This window comes from Pseudomonas sp. NFACC16-2, from assembly GCF_900119205.1.
GTDB lineage: Bacteria > Pseudomonadota > Gammaproteobacteria > Pseudomonadales > Pseudomonadaceae > Aquipseudomonas > Aquipseudomonas fluorescens_Q.
Genome location: NZ_FPIX01000001.1, coordinates 556,481 through 573,395 on the forward strand (window position 1 = coordinate 556,481; position 16,915 = coordinate 573,395).

Annotated in this window: 12 protein-coding genes and 1 pseudogene; 10 read left to right on the forward strand and 3 right to left on the reverse strand. The window is 61.4% G+C overall.

From position 1 onward, the window contains the following. Positions 1 to 73: 73 nt before the first annotated feature. Complete coding sequence (locus tag BT116_RS02325) at positions 74 to 2,863, forward strand: ATP-binding protein (RefSeq protein ID WP_072339661.1); 2,790 nt, start codon at positions 74 to 76, stop codon at positions 2,861 to 2,863. On the opposite strand, the gene BT116_RS02330 is transcribed toward BT116_RS02325, so the two are convergent. Continuing rightward, a complete protein-coding gene (locus BT116_RS02330; RefSeq protein WP_072339663.1) occupies positions 2,825 to 4,312 on the reverse strand; it encodes an ATP-binding protein in 1,488 nt (495 codons plus the stop codon). The two genes, BT116_RS02325 and BT116_RS02330, sit on opposite strands and share 39 nt — an antisense overlap. A 184-nt stretch (positions 4,313 to 4,496) precedes the next feature. Beyond that, entirely contained in the window at positions 4,497 to 5,447 is a 951-nt protein-coding gene (locus BT116_RS02335; protein ID WP_072339665.1) for a GlxA family transcriptional regulator, read from the reverse strand. 305 nt (positions 5,448 to 5,752) lie between these two features. On the opposite strand from BT116_RS02335, the gene BT116_RS02340 reads away from it, so the two are divergent. Further along, the gene (locus BT116_RS02340; RefSeq protein WP_072339667.1) at positions 5,753 to 6,475 is read left to right on the forward strand and encodes a pirin family protein; all 723 of its coding nucleotides are present in this window, start codon (positions 5,753 to 5,755) and stop codon (positions 6,473 to 6,475) included. 384 nt (positions 6,476 to 6,859) lie between these two features. Next, the gene (locus BT116_RS02345; protein ID WP_072339669.1) at positions 6,860 to 7,273 is read left to right on the forward strand and encodes a hypothetical protein; all 414 of its coding nucleotides are present in this window, start codon (positions 6,860 to 6,862) and stop codon (positions 7,271 to 7,273) included. Between the two features lie 116 nt (positions 7,274 to 7,389). On the opposite strand, the gene BT116_RS02350 is transcribed toward BT116_RS02345, so the two are convergent. After that, positions 7,390 to 8,433 (reverse strand): GlxA family transcriptional regulator, encoded by a 1,044-nt coding sequence (locus BT116_RS02350; RefSeq protein WP_072339671.1) that lies wholly within the window; start codon positions 8,431 to 8,433, stop codon positions 7,390 to 7,392. Between the two features lie 293 nt (positions 8,434 to 8,726). Here BT116_RS02350 and BT116_RS31715 point away from each other — a divergent pair. The 7 genes and pseudogenes from BT116_RS31715 to BT116_RS02380 form a co-directional block, all read left to right on the forward strand. Continuing rightward, positions 8,727 to 9,809: pseudogene (locus BT116_RS31715) on the forward strand (cache domain-containing protein); the annotation flags it as partial. A gap of 93 nt (positions 9,810 to 9,902) precedes the next feature. Continuing rightward, on the forward strand, positions 9,903 to 10,670 hold the full coding sequence (locus BT116_RS31720) for a methyl-accepting chemotaxis protein (RefSeq protein ID WP_371856145.1): 768 nt from the start codon (positions 9,903 to 9,905) through the stop codon (positions 10,668 to 10,670). Positions 10,671 to 11,166: 496 nt separating this feature from the next. After that, positions 11,167 to 12,159, forward strand: coding sequence for a SphA family protein (locus BT116_RS02360; RefSeq protein WP_072339675.1), 993 nt, complete (start codon positions 11,167 to 11,169; stop codon positions 12,157 to 12,159). 55 nt (positions 12,160 to 12,214) lie between these two features. Continuing rightward, on the forward strand, positions 12,215 to 13,396 hold the full coding sequence (locus tag BT116_RS02365; protein WP_072339677.1) for an MFS transporter: 1,182 nt from the start codon (positions 12,215 to 12,217) through the stop codon (positions 13,394 to 13,396). Positions 13,397 to 13,431: 35 nt separating this feature from the next. After that, positions 13,432 to 14,880 carry a carotenoid oxygenase family protein gene (locus BT116_RS02370; protein WP_072339679.1) on the forward strand — a complete coding sequence of 483 codons (1,449 nt, stop codon included), beginning with the start codon at positions 13,432 to 13,434 and terminating at the stop codon, positions 14,878 to 14,880. Positions 14,881 to 15,225: 345 nt separating this feature from the next. Then, the gene (locus BT116_RS02375; RefSeq protein WP_072339681.1) at positions 15,226 to 16,077 is read left to right on the forward strand and encodes a fumarylacetoacetate hydrolase family protein; all 852 of its coding nucleotides are present in this window, start codon (positions 15,226 to 15,228) and stop codon (positions 16,075 to 16,077) included. 2 nt (positions 16,078 to 16,079) lie between these two features. Further along, entirely contained in the window at positions 16,080 to 16,901 is an 822-nt protein-coding gene (locus tag BT116_RS02380) for an IclR family transcriptional regulator (protein WP_072339683.1), read from the forward strand. Positions 16,902 to 16,915 lie beyond the last annotated feature (14 nt).

Consider the following 16,915-nt stretch of genomic DNA (forward strand, 5'->3'; position numbering starts at 1 on the left):
TGCGCTTGACGCAAAACCTGAGGAATATGCTCGGGTAAAGCCCAGGCACCGCGACCAGAACATTGAGAGCAACATGAGCCAATACCTCAGCCTGCCCGTCGAACAGACGGTGCACTTCGGCCCTTACCGGGTCCATCCTCGCCAGCGGCTGGTGCTCGAGGGTGGGCAACCGTTGCGCCTGGGCAGGCGGGCCGTGGAGATTCTGCTGGTGCTGCTCGAGCACGCTGGCGAGGTGGTGAGCAAGCAGCAACTGATCGCCCGGGTCTGGCCCAGGAGCGTGGTGGAAGATACCAACCTGCGCGTGCACGTCGCGGCACTGCGCAAAGCCCTCGGGGATGGCCAGGCCGGGCAGCGCTACATCGTCACCGTGGCGCAGCGCGGCTACAGTTTTGTCGCGCCGCTGTCATTCGAACCGCTCGACCAATGGGCGCACATCCCTCATCCGTCTTTGACGCGCAACCTACCGCTGCAGCGCACCCGCATGATCGGACGCCAGGCCCTGGTGGAAAACCTGGTGGCCCAGCTACCGCGAAAACGCTTCATTACCTTGGTCGGTACCGGCGGCATCGGCAAGACCACCGTTGCCCTGCGAGTCGCTGAACGGCTGATCGGCCAGTACCGTGACGGCACTCATCTGCTGGACCTGGCATCGCTCAACGACGCGGCCATGATCGCCCCCAACCTGTGCGCATTGCTCGACCTGCCACTGCAGGACGGTGATCCGCTGGACGCCATCGCCCGGCAGCTCAAGGAGCGGCATCTGCTGCTGGTCATCGACAACTGCGAGCACCTGATCGACGCCATCGCCCTGCTCGCCGAAACCCTGCTGCGCGGCGCCCCTCACCTGCACATCCTGGCCACCAGCCGCGAAGGCCTGCGCGCCGAAGGCGAACACGTACAGCGCCTGGATGCCCTGGCGTTCCCGCCCCGGGAAATGCCCATCGAAGGCTATCCCGCCCTGGAATACCCGGCGCTGCAACTGTTTGCCGAGCGCGCGCTGGCCAGCCGTGACGACTTCGAACTGAGCGACCGCGAGGTGCCGTTGGTGATCGACATCTGCCGACGGCTGGATGGCATTCCCTTGGCCATCGAGCTGGCTGCCGCGCAAATCGGCCGTTTCACCCTGGAGGAGCTTCACCAGCAACTGCAAGACAGCGTCGCCCTGCTTCACAACGACGCCGACGCCGCCCCGCGCCAGCAAACCCTGCGCGCCACGCTGGACTGGAGCTTCGCATTGCTCACGGCCTGCGAGCAGACCTGCCTGCGGCGGCTGGCGGTGTTCATGGGCAGTTTCAACCTGGCCTCGGCCGCCGCAGTGATCGTCGGCCAGCATGTCGCGCCCGACCAGGTGCTGGTGTCGGTCAGCCAGCTGGTCGCCAAATCGTTGCTCAATGTAGAGATAGGCGACGAAGAGGTGCGCTATCGCCTGTTGGACACCACCCGCCGTTATGCCTTGGAGCAACTGGCCGAAGCCGGGGAGCTGGCGGCCAGCCAGGAACGCCATGCCGAGCGCTGCCTGGCGCTCATGGGACAAGCGGAAAGCGATTGGGAAAACACCCCCACCCGACTGTGGATCACCCGCTACGCCGACTATCGCGACGATATCCGCGCAGCGCTCGACCGCGGCTTGGGCCCGCAAGGTTCACACGCCATCGCGATCCGCCTGACCGCCCGTACCCTGCCCCTCTGGCAGGAGCTGTCGCTGCTCAAGGAACACGGCCTCTACGTCAACAAAGCGCTGCAATTATTGCGGGCCAGCCCCGCGCCATGCCCGCGCTTGACCCTCGCCCTGGAACTGGCCCACGCCAGTTTCAACTACCACACCGAGGGCGGCACGCCGGCCACGGTCCGCGCCTTCGCCACGGCCCGGCAACTGGCCCGGCAATGCCAGGAACTGGCCGGCGAACTGCGGGCCGTGTCCGGGCAAATGACCGTCGACCTCAGTTGCGGCGACTACCAACAGGCCCTGGCACACAGCCGGGATTTCGACCGGTTGGGCTTGCAGGGCGACCCGACCCTGTCCTTGAGCACCCAACGCCTGCGGGTGCTGGCGTTGCATTTCACCGGCGACCAGGGCGCGGCGCGGCGCGAAGCCGAACAGGTGATCCAGCGCCTGGCCCAGAGCGGTCACCTCAGCCGCTTCAGCCACGGCTTCGGCGTGCAATACGATCAGAGCGTGGCCACGCTGACGGTTCTGGCGCGCATCCTCTGGCTGCAAGGTTTTGCCGAGAAAGCCCGGCGTACAGCCAACCTGGCGCTGCAAATCGCCTTGCAGATCAACCACGGCATTTCGATCTGCTACACCTTGGCGCTGGCCGGTTGCGTGATCGCCCACTACACCGGCGATCATTCGATTGCCCGGGAAAGGCTCGACCTGTTGAAGCAGCAGGCCAAGAAACATTCGGTGATGCTGTTCCATGACTGGGCTTGCCATTACGAACGCACATTCGATGGCCAGCCCCTGGCAACATGCCCGACAAACGGCTTGATCCAGGACATCGCCGTCACCCTGCGCAGCGACTTCGTCAGCCCGGCGCAAATCGAACGGGCGCGCAGTGGCGCCGCGGGTTGGTGTTCGGCGGAGATCCTGCGGGCCGATGCCGAGACTTTGCTGGCCCGGGACGAACCGTCTCTGGAAGAAGCAGCCGAAGCGCAACTGCTGGCCGCCCTGGGCATCGCCCGTCGTCACCAGGCCCTGGCCTGGGAACTGCGCAGCGCCACGTCCCTGGCCCGTTTGTGGCAGCGCCAAGGGCAGGTGCATGCCGCGCAGGCGCTGCTCGACCCGGTCTATCGACGCTTCACCGAAGGTTTCGAGACCCCCGACCTATTGGAAGCCAGCGCGCTGCTCCAGGCGCTGACTTGACGGTTGGGGCCTTGAATGCCGGACTCCCCATGCGCCTTGCAACACGTAACGCCGATGAAACACAGGCCACTGGCCACTGCGTCGCAGTTTGTCCATGGCATAGGCGCGAGTGGTGTGGAGCAGATGGAAGCGCCCCCCTTCGGCAAGCGGCTCGACCATCAGCAGTGACGCGCCCACCAGCCGCGACAGCAGCGAGGGTAATTGCCCGACACTCAGCTCAGCGCAACTGATCACGGCCAGCGCCGCCTTGAGCGTAAACGGCCCCTCGAACACCGCCAGACGCTGGAATGCGGTTTTTTCGTCAGTGCTCAAACGCTCGAAACTCGAGTCCAACACCGCCTCCAGGCTGCGGTGCCGGGCCACCGCCGTACGCCGCCCATGGCTCAAGAGGGATAAACCGTGACCCAGTTGTTCCAGAACCCCTGCCACTCCCAAGGCATCGACTTGGGCCGCCGCCAATTCCAACGCCAGCGGCAATCCGTCCAGGCGCTGGCAGATCTGCGCAAGCGTCCGCCAGTCGCGCCCACCCGGCCTGAAGCCCTGCTGCCGGGCGCCGACCCGCTCGATCAGCAACTGCACCGCCGGGCATGCCTCGATCTGGTGCTCCGGTTCCAGGGGCGACGCCACGGCCAGGCCCGGCAGTGACACAATTCTTTCGTCGGGCAAGTCCAAGGGTGCGCGACTGCTGACCAGCAACGACACCCCGGGCGCCGCAGCCACTGCCTGGACCAGCTCCCGACAAGCATCGAGCAGGTGCTCGCAACCGTCGAGCACCAGCAACATCCGACAGGGTTCGAGAGAGCGGGCCAAAGCCCCCTGCTCCACGCCCAGCACACCGGCCACTTGCGCCACCACTTGTGAGGGATCGTTGACGGCCGCCAGGTCAACGAACCAGGCACCGTCCTTAAAGTGTTCGAGCAGCAGTTCCGCCACCCGCACCACCACGGTGGTCTTGCCGACCCCGCCGGGGCCGGTCACGGTGGTCACGGCTTGACGGGGCACTTGCGCCAGCAACCGCCCCAGGACTTTGTCGCGACCCACCACCGGGTTCAAGCGCCTGGGCAGGTTGTGTCGCTCGGTTTGTGGACTGAAAGGCGACTCAACGCGTTCTTGCGCTATCAGGGGCAGCGCAAGGCAATAGCCTTGTCGAGGATGATTGAGAATGTAGCGAGCGCCGCCCCGCCCATCACCGAACGCCCGCCGCAGCGCCGCAATGTGCACCCGCAGGTTGATGGCCTCCACGACGCTGTCCGGCCAGACGTGGGCGATGAGTGTTTGCTTGCTGACGTACTGGCCGGCGTGCTCCACCAGCACCTGCAGGACATCCAGGGCACGACCGCCCAGTGCGAGGGGCTGGCCGTCACGGGTGACCAGCCGCTGCTGCCGGTAGAAGACAAACGGACCGAAGCTCACCGCCGGCTCGCTATCGGGTTTGACGAAACTGTTCATGGGCGATCCAGCGCCGGATAACCGGTGCGAGCGTCAGTGTGCGGATTCACCGAACACGGCTGCCCTGGCTCCTGCGCATCCTTTCCAAAGGGTTCGCCGTTATCTTGGCAGGCGCAGGCCTCAGGACAATGCTGGCACAGGGAGCGCCACGGACATCACAGTGCCCTGGACGGACACCGATGGCTCAACTGAACTGCTGGCGATACTGCACCGGGGTCAGGCCGAGCTTTTCACCGAACAAAAAGCGCATGTGCCGCACGCTGCCGAAGCCGCTGCGAAACGCCACGGTCTTGAGTGGCAGGTCGGTGGTTTCCAGCAACTGACGCGCGCGGTCAATGCGCGCGCCTTGCAGGAACTCCATGGGTGTCATCTTCACTTCACGGGCGAAGACCCGGGCGAAATGCCGCGCACTCATGGCGGCCAACGCGGCCATGCGCTCGATGGTGAAGGGTTCTTCCAGATGTTCCATCACATGATTCTGCACGCGGGTAATGGCCGATTCCTGCGTCGACACCGCCGCCACCGAGGGGCTGAACTGCGCCTGTCCGCCCTGGCGTTTCATCACCACCAGCAGCACCTTGGCCACGTCCAACGCGACTTTGCGACCGTGATCCTGAGCGACGATGGACAAGGCCAGGTCGATCCCGGCGGTGACGCCACCGGAGGTGATCAGGCGCCGGTCCTGCAGGAAGATCTTGTCGGTTTCCACCAGGGCCCTGGGGAAACGTTGGATCAGGCGTTCAGTGTAATGCCAGTGGGTGGTGACGCGATAACCGTCAAGCAAGCCCGCCTCACCGAGCACAAAGGCCCCGGTGCAGATCGAGCCGTAGCGCGTAGCCCGTTGCGCCGCGGCCCGCAACCAGTGGTGCAGCCCCGGATGCTGGTCGTTATAGGCCCCCGGCCCGCCCGGTACCAGCAACACGTCATAGGCCGCCCATGCCTGGTCGATATGGATATCGGCCTGCACCGACACACCGTTGGACGCTCGCAACGGCCCACGCTCGGTTCCCAGGGTCAGCAATTGATAACGCTGATCCGCTGCGAGGTAACGATTGGCGATGGAAAACACCTCCAGGGGCCCGGCCATGTCGAGCAGCAAAAAATCCGGGAACAGCACTATTGCAACGGTTTTCATTTAAAAAGACGCCAAAAAGATCCAGAAACTATAAATGCCCCCCTGTGGGGGCTTGCTCGCGATAGCGGTGAGTCAGTCGCATCAATTCCAATTGACCCGACGCTATCGCGAGCAAGCTCGCACAGGGTTTCTCGTCAGCATTATGTCGAAGCGAAGCACCCGCCGGTAGGCACTCTCGATTGTCCACCAGTAGCGGACAGTCTTTCGTTTTCCACCCGCTTATTGAACATCTGGATAACCATTAACCTTCTTCTGAACCCGGCGAACGGCCCAGTCGTCGCCCACAGACATCAGGAGAATTGACCATGCTGACCCTTCGCAAAGCTTCGGACCGCGGCATTGCCCGCCACGGCTGGCTGACCTCGTTTCACACCTTCTCGTTCGCCAGCTACCGCGACCTCAACGAACAAGGCTTCTCCGACCTGCTGGTCATCAACGATGACCGGGTCGCCGCCGCCAAGGGTTTCGGCCAGCATCCCCACCGGGACATGGAGATCTTTTCCTATGTGCTCGAAGGGGCGCTGGAACACAAGGACACGCTCGGCACAGGCTCGGTCATTCGCCCGGGTGACGTGCAGTTGATGAGCGCCGGCAGCGGCGTGGCCCACAGCGAGTTCAACCATAGCGCGGACGAGCTGGTGCACTTCCTGCAGATCTGGATCGTGCCCAACGTCAGCGGTGCAACACCACGCTACCAACAGAAGCATTTCAGCAGCGAGCAGAAGCGCAGTCGCCTGCAATTGATCATCTCCCCTGACGGCACCGACGGCTCGCTCCAAGTGCGCCAGGATGCACGGGTCTACGCCGGGCTGTTCGATGGCGAGCAAAGCGCCACCCTGGCCCTGGCGCCAGAACGCTATGCCTATGTGCACGTGGCACGAGGCGCTGTCGAGCTCAATGGCATACCTCTAGAGGAAGGTGATGGCGTGCGGGTGCGCGAGGAACAAATCCTGACCTTGAACAACGGCAAGGATGCCGAAGTGCTGGTGTTCGATCTGCGGCCGCAGGAACTGCCACAGATGCCCTGAAGCAACCCCATGAACCCTTGTGGGAGCGGGCCAGCTCCCACAAGACTTATCTTGCGCATAACGCCAAGAAAGATTCGAAAGTCCTGAATCCATGATCAACAACGTATTTCAGGCGAAAAACATCTAAAAAAAGTCAGGCAACCTGAATAATCCAGGCTTTGATAATGGAGGGATCGCGCATTAGGAGAGAATCACCGGGCCGCCTCAAATGTATTCGTCTGTTGCCACGAGCCAGGCCGGCCTATAAAGTTCCCATAATAGTTTCATTTCTGACCAATGGTCATTGGATACTATCCAACGCAAATTGACCCGATGCACGCATCAAGGCAAAATAATTTCACTTTGCCATCAACTCTCCTGACTTGCTTATTCACGGAAGAAAGCATGAAAACCGTTATATCCCTCGCGTTACTCTCTATTGCGTGCAGTGCGGCTGCGGACGTCCAGAACATCAAGTACCTCTACGATGATTCGGATGCCGTGTACTCCATCGTTTCGTTTGTCGACAGCGGTTCAACCATCCAGGCCACCGTACAAAGATCGGGCACTTACTTCACCAACTACACGAAGCTTGAACTCGACTGCGCCAACCGCAATGTTCGGCACATGGGGATGTACAACAGTCTTTCAGGGGTGGAAAAAGCTCAGTTCGACCAGATGGAAGGAAGAATCATCGATGGCTCGATAGCCGACGAAGTCGGAAAAGCGTTGTGCAACGACACCTCCTTGACCGCTTCGAAAGCCGCGCCACAAACTGAAGACCTGCCCACCGAAACACAAACAGACGATAACACCTGACTTGTATTCGTCGCGCAGGAACTGTGGGAGTGAAGCTTGCCCCCACATAGCTCCCGCGCTACGGCGCGGCAATGCCCTCTGCTCCCTGAAAACTCATCTCTGATCCGCCTGCGTCTTCATCGCACGGTTTGTTTGCGCTCCGATTTCGAGCGATAGCTACCAGGCGGCACACCAAAAAAATCCCGGAAACGACGCTGGAAGTGCGGGGAGCTGACGAAACCCGTCGCCACGGCGATTTCGGTCACGGATCGATTGGTTTGCTGGATGAGCTGGCGGGCACGCGTCAAGCGCAGTTCCAAGTAATAGCGCGTGGGCGTCGCACCGAGAAAACTGCAGAACCGCCGCTCCAACTGCCGCTTGGAAATCTTGACGCATGCCGCCAGCTCATCGATGGTCAACGGCTCTTCTACGTTTTGCCACATCAGTTCAAGAGCCAGCTTGAGGCTTTCCGGCAACGTCGGGTCGGTTTCGACGAAGACCGGAGGCAAGTCCGTCGCATCATCGCCTGACTCGTCACAACGAAGAATTTCCTCGATGGCGCCCACGAGCGCCGCCCCGCCCGTCTGGCGAATCAATTGGAGCATCATGCGCAGCGAACTGTTGGCACCCGCGCAACTGACCCGCTCCCGGTCAACGACATAGGCCCGGCTGGACACCTTCACATGGGGAAACACCTCGGCCATCATGGCGCGACTTTCCGGGTGGACAGCGCATTCGAAACCGTCCAGCAGATTGGCATCGGCCACAAAGAAGACGCCGTTCCACAGTCCTCCCAGTATCGTCCCAGACGCCGCGTTGGCGCGCAGCTTGCGCCGCAGCAAGGGATGGCCTTGCAACTTCACGCGAAAGCCCCCGGCGACAATCAGCACGTCCAGGTTTTCCGGCATCTGCGCCAGTTCGATGTCGGTCGAGATGACAATGCCCAGGTCGCTCGTGACTTGCCCACCTGAAACCCCCACCGTCAGCACTTCATAGAGGGGCATGTCGCTCATCAGATTGGCGGTCACCAGCGCGTCCACGGCACCGGTGAAGGACATCATCGAGAAATTATCCATCAATACAAACGCGACGCGGATCGGCACCTGGCTGGCGGGGGCTGATCCGAGCGGTCGATAAGCCATGTTCTTGTTTTTGAGTACGCTCTCGAATGCGCTTGGCATAGGGCCTCGTTAATACATCAAAGACGATGATGATTGGCTGCGCTTGGGTGCCTTGAGCCGTAGGGCGAGGCGCAGAGCAAACCACGCTATCTTCCAGGCTAGTCAAGCCGGCTGCAATCGCGCCTGCGCCGTCTACCGGTCGGTCCGCGCCATAATGGAAGGCCTCAAGTGCCTACGACTTTGGTCGATACACTGTCAGTAGGCATGGGCGCTTTTCCTTTCCAGAGACTCGCAACGCCAAGCACTGCTGTTTCCGCCGTTCCAACACTTAAAAATATTCCGCGGGAGAAGTCATGAATATCAAACAGAAGCTGACATGGGCGTTCGCGGCCATCGCCTGCCTCCCGGTTATCCTGGTGGCGGTGCTTGTCGTGCTGAACCTGCGCGACGCCGCAAAAGCCAACTTCCTGGACAGCAGTGGTCGTGAGATTCGCCAGATCGACAACGGCATGAAGCAGTTTTTCGATGGCATCAGCCAGAACGTCGAGTTCTTTGCCAAGGACCCGCGCATCGTCGCCGCCAAAGACCTGAAAAACTATTCCGGCGCCGACGCCGCGCAAACGCCCCTGCCGGAAAACAACAAGCAGCTTTTGGAGATTTTCGACAGATTCGCCAAGAGCCATCCAACCACCGCCTATCTTTCCGTGGGGTTGGCCGATGGCGGCTACGCCAGCTGGCCTGACGATCCCAAGATCTCCAACTACGACCCACGCGTGCGTCCATGGTACAAGGCGGCCGTCGCCTCGCCTGGCAACACCGTGCGTACTGACGCCTACTACTGGGCGCCGGACGACGTGTCGCTGATTGGGATCGTACACACGATTGCCGACGCCAGCGGCAAGCTGGTGGGCGTTGTGGGCCTGGACGTGTCGCTCAAGCAACTGACCGAACTGGTCAAGAACATCAAGCTGGGTGAAAGCGGCTACCTGATGCTGGTGGAAGCCAACGGCAACGTCCTGGTGGACGCCGCCGATGCCAAGCACAACTTCAAGCCGCTGGCCGACCTTGGGCCCAACTATGCCGAGCTGGCCAAAAGCAGTGATGGCGTGACCCAGATCGAGATCGACGGCGTGCCCTACATGGCCAACGTGGTCAGCTCCAAAGGGTTGGGCTGGCGCTTCATCGGCCTGATCAAGCGCGATGAAGTGATGGCCGGGGCTTCGAGCCTGACTTGGCTGATCGCCGCCATTGCCGCCGTACTGGCCGTGGTGTTCGCTTTGGTGGGCGCCAGTTTCGCCAGCGTGATCGTGCGGCCGATTCGCGGCGTAGCCAATGGCCTGCAGGAAATCGCCGAAGGTGAAGGCGACCTCACCCGCAAGCTCACCGTACAAGGCAAGGACGAAACGGCCACCCTGGCGGGCTGGTTCAACCAGTTCCTGGGCATGATCGCGCAACTGATGCAGCGCATCGGCAGCGCCTCTTCCGACCTGCAAACTGCCGCAGCCGATACCAGCCACGTGGCCCAGAACATGAACGACGCTGCCGGGCGCCAGCGCCAGGCGGTGGAACTGGTGAGCACCGCGTTCAACGAAATGGTCGCCACCGCCAACGAAGTGGCCCGCTCTTGCAGCCAGGCCGCCTCCAGCGCGGACGAAGGCTATCGCGATGTACACGATGGCCAGCATCACATCGGCGAAGCCACCGGCAGCGTGATGAAACTGAGCGACGACCTGCAAAAGTCGACCCAGACCATGCAGGCGCTGGAACAAGACAGCAAGAACATCAACACCATCCTCGACACCATTCGCTCGATCGCCGAGCAGACCAACCTGTTGGCCCTCAACGCCGCCATCGAAGCCGCACGGGCCGGCGATCAAGGTCGCGGGTTTGCCGTAGTGGCTGACGAAGTCCGGGCGCTGGCACGGCGTACCGCCGATTCCACCGGCGAAATCGACAGCCTGCTGGGCAACCTCGCACGGCGCACCCAGGAAGTCACCCAACAGATGCAAAGCAGCCTGCAAGTGTCGCAAACCAGCGTGGAACGCATCCAACAGGCCCGCGACAGCTTCGACAAGATCCGCAACTCGGTGGACTCGATTCGCGACCAGAATACGCAGATCGCCACAGCGGCAGAGGAGCAGCACCAGGTGGCCGAAGACATCAACCGGCACATCGCGCAGATCCATGCCGATGCCCAGTTGGTCGAGGAGTTCGCTCACTCGGCACAGACCGGCTCGGGGCGTCTGACGGATATTTCCGGTCAGCTCAAGGGCTTGGTTGGGCGCTTCAGGTTCTAAACCGGGCTTACGTCCACTGAAGATCAAATGTGGGAGCGAGCTTGCTCGCGAATGCGTGGTCACAGCCAATGAATATGCTGGATGTGCCGACCTCTTCGCGAGCAAGCTCGCTGGTAGCTCGCCGAACACCAACAGGCCAATCAGCGTGGCAAATACCAGCAGGGTGTAGTTGAACGGCTGGGATGTGGCCCCAGCACTGTTCCCGCCAAAGCGAACGTCATCAGAGCAAAAACCGCATACAAGGCATGCTTCTCAGGCAAGCCAAGATAACGCAGGCTGAATCCAACAACGCGATTTCGCCCACGCCAACCAGGGCATGAGTTATCTGGAGAAAGGGTTCTGGCGGCTGAGCAACTCGCTCGGGTTTCTCCCGGTTCATGGCGCTCCCAGTCAACTCTGGCCGTTGCGCTCAAGCATCACCCACCACCGGGACTTAAAGTCGAAGTGCCAGGGGACATTCCCCCCCGCTCACAATTCCAAGAATAGAGCCACTTCAATGAGCCCGACCAAATCCCTGCCAGCGTGCCTGGCACTCAGCTTCGCGTCATTTGCCGCCCATGCCGCCGATGGCCCTCCTCCACCTTCCGTAAGCCAACCCAGCGGTATCAACCTGGGCGGCACCAGCTTCTACGACGGGTTTGCGGGGCCACCCGGGCTGACTCACCAGACCTACCTGAAGTTCAGCACCGCCAGCAGCATCAGGACCAACGGCGGCAAGAAAAACGGCGCCTTCGATGACCCGAAAATCAATGTCATCACGATGATCAATCAGTTGAGCTACTACTCACCCGACACTTTCGTGGGAGGGGCACACCTGGGTTGGAGCCTGCTGGTTCCCGTCGTGTCCCTGGACGGCGACTTCGGTGACAACGGCGCCAAGCTCAAGGACAACGCTACCGGCCTGGGCGATGTCACGGTGGGGCCCCAGGTCCAGTTCGATCCGATCGTCGACGCCAGCGGCCGGCCGGTTTTCGTCCAGCGCATGGCCTTCGACACCATCCTGCCAACAGGCAAGTACGACAAAGACAAAGACCTGAACCCAGGCTCCAACCACTTCTCCCTGAACCCCTACTGGGCAGCGACCTGGATGCCGGCCCCCCGTTGGGAAGTGAGCTGGAGACTGAACTATCTGTACAACTTCAAGAACGACGATCCGGCGAGCAGTTCGCAGCAGTTCTTTGAAGGGCAAACGGTGCACGACACCCAGTCAGGACAGTCGGCATGGGCCAACTTCACCGCTTCGTACGAAGTGTTTCCGAAGGTCTCGGTCGGCATCAACGGCTACTACTTCCGGCAGATCTCGGATGACAAGGTCAACGGCAACACCCTGACCGACTCCCGGGAAAAGGTGCTGGGCTTTGGCCCGGGCCTGTTCTGGAAAATCACCGAAGACAAAGCCTTCTGGCTCAACACCTATAAAGAAACCGGCGTCGAGAATCGCTCCCGAGCGGATTACCAGGTGCAGGTTCGCTACGTCCACAAGTTCTGATTGACGTGTAGGCCGGCTCACGCATGAGCGGACTCTTTACCAGAGGTGATGCTTCATGAACGCACTCGACTCCATCGACAGCAAAAAATCACTGGGCGCCATCTGCCTGATGATGGTCATTTCCCTGGGGACACTGCAGATCCAACCGATCCTGGGCGGTGCCTTGATTGACCAACTCGGCCTGCCGCTCAATGCAATCGGCGCTCTTTTCGCCGCTGAACTCATGGCGATGGCCATCGCTTGCGGGGTCTGCGCCCTGTTCATGGCGAGCGTCGACCGGCGTCGCTTCGCCCTGGTGGCCTTGTTGATCCTGGCATTGGGTAACCTGGCCAGCACACAACTGCACAGCCAGGCCGGACTGGTCATTTCCAGGATGATCTGCGGCGCCAGCGGCGGCGCGGTCATGGCGGTGGTCTATGCCACCGCAGCGCTGCGTACATCCAAGGATGCGACCTTCGCGGTCATCAACATCGGCAACCTGCTGTGGGGCATGCTGCTGGTGACCTCCATGCCGCGGGTCCTTCAAGCATTTGGTGTGAATGGCGCGTTTTCCCTGTTGGCGATCACCAGCGTGCTCGCGGCGCTGGGTTGCTGGAGAGTGCCCAAGCGCTACCCGGACGCCCATCGCGCGGCCAATGGCTCGATCCAGCCATTCGGTCTCACCGCCATGCTGTTGATCCTGCTGTTTGCCCTGCTGTTCTTCGGCCACTCGGCACTGTGGGTGTACCAGGAACGCATTGGCAAGAGCATCGGCCTGGAGCCCCAGCAGATTGGCGGCATCCTCGGCGGCAGCATCCTTGCCGGTGCCCTTGGCGCCGCGCTGGCCGGGCTGATCGGACGACGCCTGGGCCTACTGTTTCCGCAACTGTTGAGCTTCGGCACGGCATTGCTGGCGACCTTGATCATGGTCTATGGCACCAGTCCCGTTGCTTTTATCACCACGGCCTGCCTGATCCATATGGTCTGGTTTTTCAGCCTGCCCTACCTGCTTTCCATGGCGGCGGAACTGGACCCTTCCGGCCGATTGGCAGGCCTGGGTAACGCTGCGATTTTCATCGGCCAGGGACTCGGCCCGTTTGGCGCCGCACTGGTCGTGGGCGAGGGACACTTGCGCGCGGTCGGATGGCTGGCCGCCTCAGCCTATCTGCTAGCCTTGGTGATCTCGTGCCTGGTCGTTGCACGCTTTCGCCGCGGCGTGAAGCCTTCCGGACCGGCGATGTCCCCGCAATCGGCCTGAACCTGAACGAACCCGCACATTGACGAGATTGCCTGATGAGTATTCCATTCCCTCAAACCCCTGAATTTTCCGGTGCTCTCTACACGCCCAGCCGCGTGGAAGCAGAGGTGTTCGATCTTGAGATCGAAGGCATCCTGCCTGTTTCGATCTGTGGGACTTTTTATCAGGTGGCGCCAGACCCGCAGTACCCCCCCATGCTGGGTAACGACATTTTTTTCAACGGCGACGGCGTGGTTAGCCGCTTCAACTTCGCCAATGGCAAAGTCTCGATGCGACGCCGCTACGTGAAAACCGATCGCCTGCTGGCCCAGCGCCGTGAAGGGCGTTCACTCAACGGCGTCTATCGAAACGTCTACACCAATGACCCCCTCGCGGCGAAAAACAACACCACCGCCAACACCACCGTTATCCCTCACAACGGCGTCCTGTTGGCGCTCAAGGAAGATGCCCTGCCTTGGGCGATGGACCTCGAAACCCTGGAGACCCTCGGTGAATGGAGCTTTGACGGGCAGATCAAAGCCGCGACGTTCACTGCCCACCCCAAGCTCGATCCGGTGACAGGCAACCTGCTGGCCTGCAGTTATGAGGCCAAAGGCGACGGCACGCCCGACCTGGCCTATTTCGAAATCTCGCCGGACGGAAAGCTGCTGCACGAGATCTGGTTCCAGGCGCCTTATGCGGCGATGGTGCATGATTTCGCGGTGACCGAACGCTACGTCGTGTTCCCGTTGATTCCGTTGACGGTGGACGTCGAACGCATGAAAAACGGCGGGCCACATTTCCAGTGGCAACCCGACCTGCCCCAGCTGTTCGCCATCGTGCCGCGCAACGGGCGTGGGCAAGATGTGCGCTGGTTCAAGGGGCCCAAGGACGGTTTCCAGGGACATACGCTCAATGCGTTCGATGAGGACGGCAAGGTGTACGTGGACATGCCGGTCACCGGCGGGAATATCTTCTACTTCTTCCCCCAGGCCGACGGCTACGTACCACCGCCTGAAACCCTGGCCGCCAGCCTGATGCGCTGGACCTTCGACCTGAATGGCGCGCAGGAGGACGTTCGACCGCAGCCACTGACGGCATATCCTTGCGAGTTTCCACGGTGTGATGATCGCTACATCGGTCGGAAATACCGGCATGGGTTCCTGCTCGCCTTTGACCCTGAGCGGCCTTACAGCTCGGCGAATGGACCGATGCCCTTCCAGTTTTTCAACCTGCTGGCGCATCTGGACCTGCAGACAGGCCGCACCGACGCCTGGTTTCCCGGCGACAGCGGATGCTTCCAGGAACCCATCTTCATACCGCGCTCGGCGGATGCAGAGGAAGCCGATGGCTACGTGGTTGCCCTGCTCAACCTCATTGCCGAAGGGCGCAGTGAACTGGTGGTGCTGGACACCCGTGACATGGCCAGCGGCCCCATTGCCCGGATCAAGATTCCCTTCCGGATGCGCATGTCGCTGCATGGCTGCTGGGCACCGAGCGATTGATTGGCATCGGGCCCTGATGCCCGTCAATTAAGCACCATCCCTGTGAGCGAGCTTGCTCGCGATGGCGGCGGTTCAGTTACATGAGTATTGAACTTGGCTGGCCTCATCGCGAGCAAGCTCGCTCCCACACGTTCAGAGCCTTTTGCGCACCTCTGGCGGCCCCTGCCATCTGCGGTGGCTGCCTGACTCCCCTCCCTTGGCTCCCAAGTCCGGCAAAGGTACAGTCTCGCCAAAAAAACACATAAATTCCATATTTTAGGATTTTTGCACAAATCCTACTTTACAGGATTTTATAGCAAGACTAGATTAACCCTCATTGCACCCTCCCTCTCTCCAGGAACCGCCATGAAACTCGCAAGCTTTATTGTCCAAGGCCGTAGTAGCTACGGTGTGGTCGAAGGTGATCAAATCATCGACCTGGAATCGCTCAAGCCAACCCTTGGCAGCGATCTCAAGCAGGCCATCGGCCACAATCGCCTGAACGAACTGGGCGCCGCGCGCCTGGCACGCCTGCCGCGTATCCCCTTGGCTGACGTGACGTTCCTGCCGGTGATCCCGAACCCGGGCAAAGTGCTCTGCATCGGTATCAACTACGCCACCCACGTGCGCGAAACCGGTCGGGAAATGCCGACCTATCCGATGATTTTTACCCGCTTCGCCGACAGTCAGACCGCCCACCTGCAACCCATCGTTCGCCCGACCGCGTCCCACAAGCTTGATTTCGAGGGCGAGCTGGCGGTGGTGATCGGTAAAGCGGCCCGCCACGTCAAACAGGCCGACGCGCTGGACTACGTCGCCGGTTATGCCTGCTACAACGACGGCAGTGTCCGCGACTGGCAGAAGCACACCATTCAGTTCGTCCCCGGCAAGAACTTCCCGAACACCGGCGGTTTCGGCCCCTGGCTGGTGACCGGCGACGAGATCGGCGATCCGCAGGACCTGGAATTGACCACCCGCCTGAATGGCGAAGTGATGCAGCACACCCGTACCAGCGACATGATTTTCGATGTGCGCCAACTGATCGAGTACTGCTCCACCTTCACCGAACTGGCCGCCGGTGACGTGATTGTCACCGGCACCACCGGCGGCGTCGGGGCGTTCCGCGAGCCGCCGGTATGGATGAAACCAGGCGACGAAGTCGAGATCGAGATCGCTCGAATCGGCACCCTGCGCAACAACATCGTGGACGAGCAATAAGCATGGAAAACCTACACACCCCTGACGCCCTGCCCGAGCAGGATGGCGACAGCAAAGGCTCGAGCCTGGAGCGCATGTTGCGGGTACTCGACCTGTTCACCGAACAGAGCCCGATCTGGGCGGTGGACGACATGGGCAGCGCCCTGGGTTTTACCCGTTCGACAATCTACCGCTACGTGCGCGAATTGGCCGAAGCCAACCTGTTGTTCCAGGTCGAAGCCGGGCGTTATGCCCTGGGCGCGCGAATCATTACCTGGGACCGCCAACTGCGCCTGAGCGACCCCCTCGTACGCGCCGCGCAATCGCTTGAGCCCGGCTTCCCGCAGTGGAGCGAACAACAGGTGTGGCTGATCTGCCGGCTGTTCAAGGACCAGGTTGTGTGCATTCACCAACACGGGGACCTGTTCAGTGAGGTCAGCTACTCCCGTGGTTCACCCAGGCCCTTGTTCCTGGGAGCGACGTCCAAGGCGATCCTCGCCAACATGACCTCGCGCCAACACAGCCAACTGTTTCTCGACCACCCCGATGAAGTGCGCGCCAGTCAACTTGGCCAGACCTGGGAAGCGTTTCGTCGCTCGTTGCAGCAACTGCGTCGCCAAGGCTATGTGGCCAGCGCAGGTGAAGTCGACGCGGGCGTCTATGGCCTGGCCGCGCCGATCTTCGACGGCGATGGCAAGGTCGTCGGCAGCATCAGTTGCGTGCGTCCGGTACGAGAACGCGACAGCGCCCAGGAAGAGACACAAGGGCAACAGATCCTTGCCCTGGCGCAAGAACTGTCGCAACGCATGGCTGCGCTCGCCAACCGCGCCAAGCCACTGGGCTGAGCCATCCGGAAGGG

What these genes read in the sequence shown, in the direction of transcription:
- BT116_RS02325 (WP_072339661.1), top strand. Translation starts at nt 74, where the DNA reads ATGAGCCAATACCTCAGCCTGCCCGTCGAACAGACGGTGCACTTCGGC.
- BT116_RS02330 (WP_072339663.1), bottom strand. Translation starts at nt 4,312, where the DNA reads ATGAACAGTTTCGTCAAACCCGATAGCGAGCCGGCGGTGAGCTTCGGT.
- BT116_RS02335 (WP_072339665.1), bottom strand. Translation starts at nt 5,447, where the DNA reads ATGAAAACCGTTGCAATAGTGCTGTTCCCGGATTTTTTGCTGCTCGAC.
- BT116_RS02340 (WP_072339667.1), top strand. Translation starts at nt 5,753, where the DNA reads ATGCTGACCCTTCGCAAAGCTTCGGACCGCGGCATTGCCCGCCACGGC.
- BT116_RS02345 (WP_072339669.1), top strand. Translation starts at nt 6,860, where the DNA reads ATGAAAACCGTTATATCCCTCGCGTTACTCTCTATTGCGTGCAGTGCG.
- BT116_RS02350 (WP_072339671.1), bottom strand. Translation starts at nt 8,433, where the DNA reads ATGCCAAGCGCATTCGAGAGCGTACTCAAAAACAAGAACATGGCTTAT.
- BT116_RS31720 (WP_371856145.1), top strand. Translation starts at nt 9,903, where the DNA reads ATGAACGACGCTGCCGGGCGCCAGCGCCAGGCGGTGGAACTGGTGAGC.
- BT116_RS02360 (WP_072339675.1), top strand. Translation starts at nt 11,167, where the DNA reads ATGAGCCCGACCAAATCCCTGCCAGCGTGCCTGGCACTCAGCTTCGCG.
- BT116_RS02365 (WP_072339677.1), top strand. Translation starts at nt 12,215, where the DNA reads ATGAACGCACTCGACTCCATCGACAGCAAAAAATCACTGGGCGCCATC.
- BT116_RS02370 (WP_072339679.1), top strand. Translation starts at nt 13,432, where the DNA reads ATGAGTATTCCATTCCCTCAAACCCCTGAATTTTCCGGTGCTCTCTAC.
- BT116_RS02375 (WP_072339681.1), top strand. Translation starts at nt 15,226, where the DNA reads ATGAAACTCGCAAGCTTTATTGTCCAAGGCCGTAGTAGCTACGGTGTG.
- BT116_RS02380 (WP_072339683.1), top strand. Translation starts at nt 16,080, where the DNA reads ATGGAAAACCTACACACCCCTGACGCCCTGCCCGAGCAGGATGGCGAC.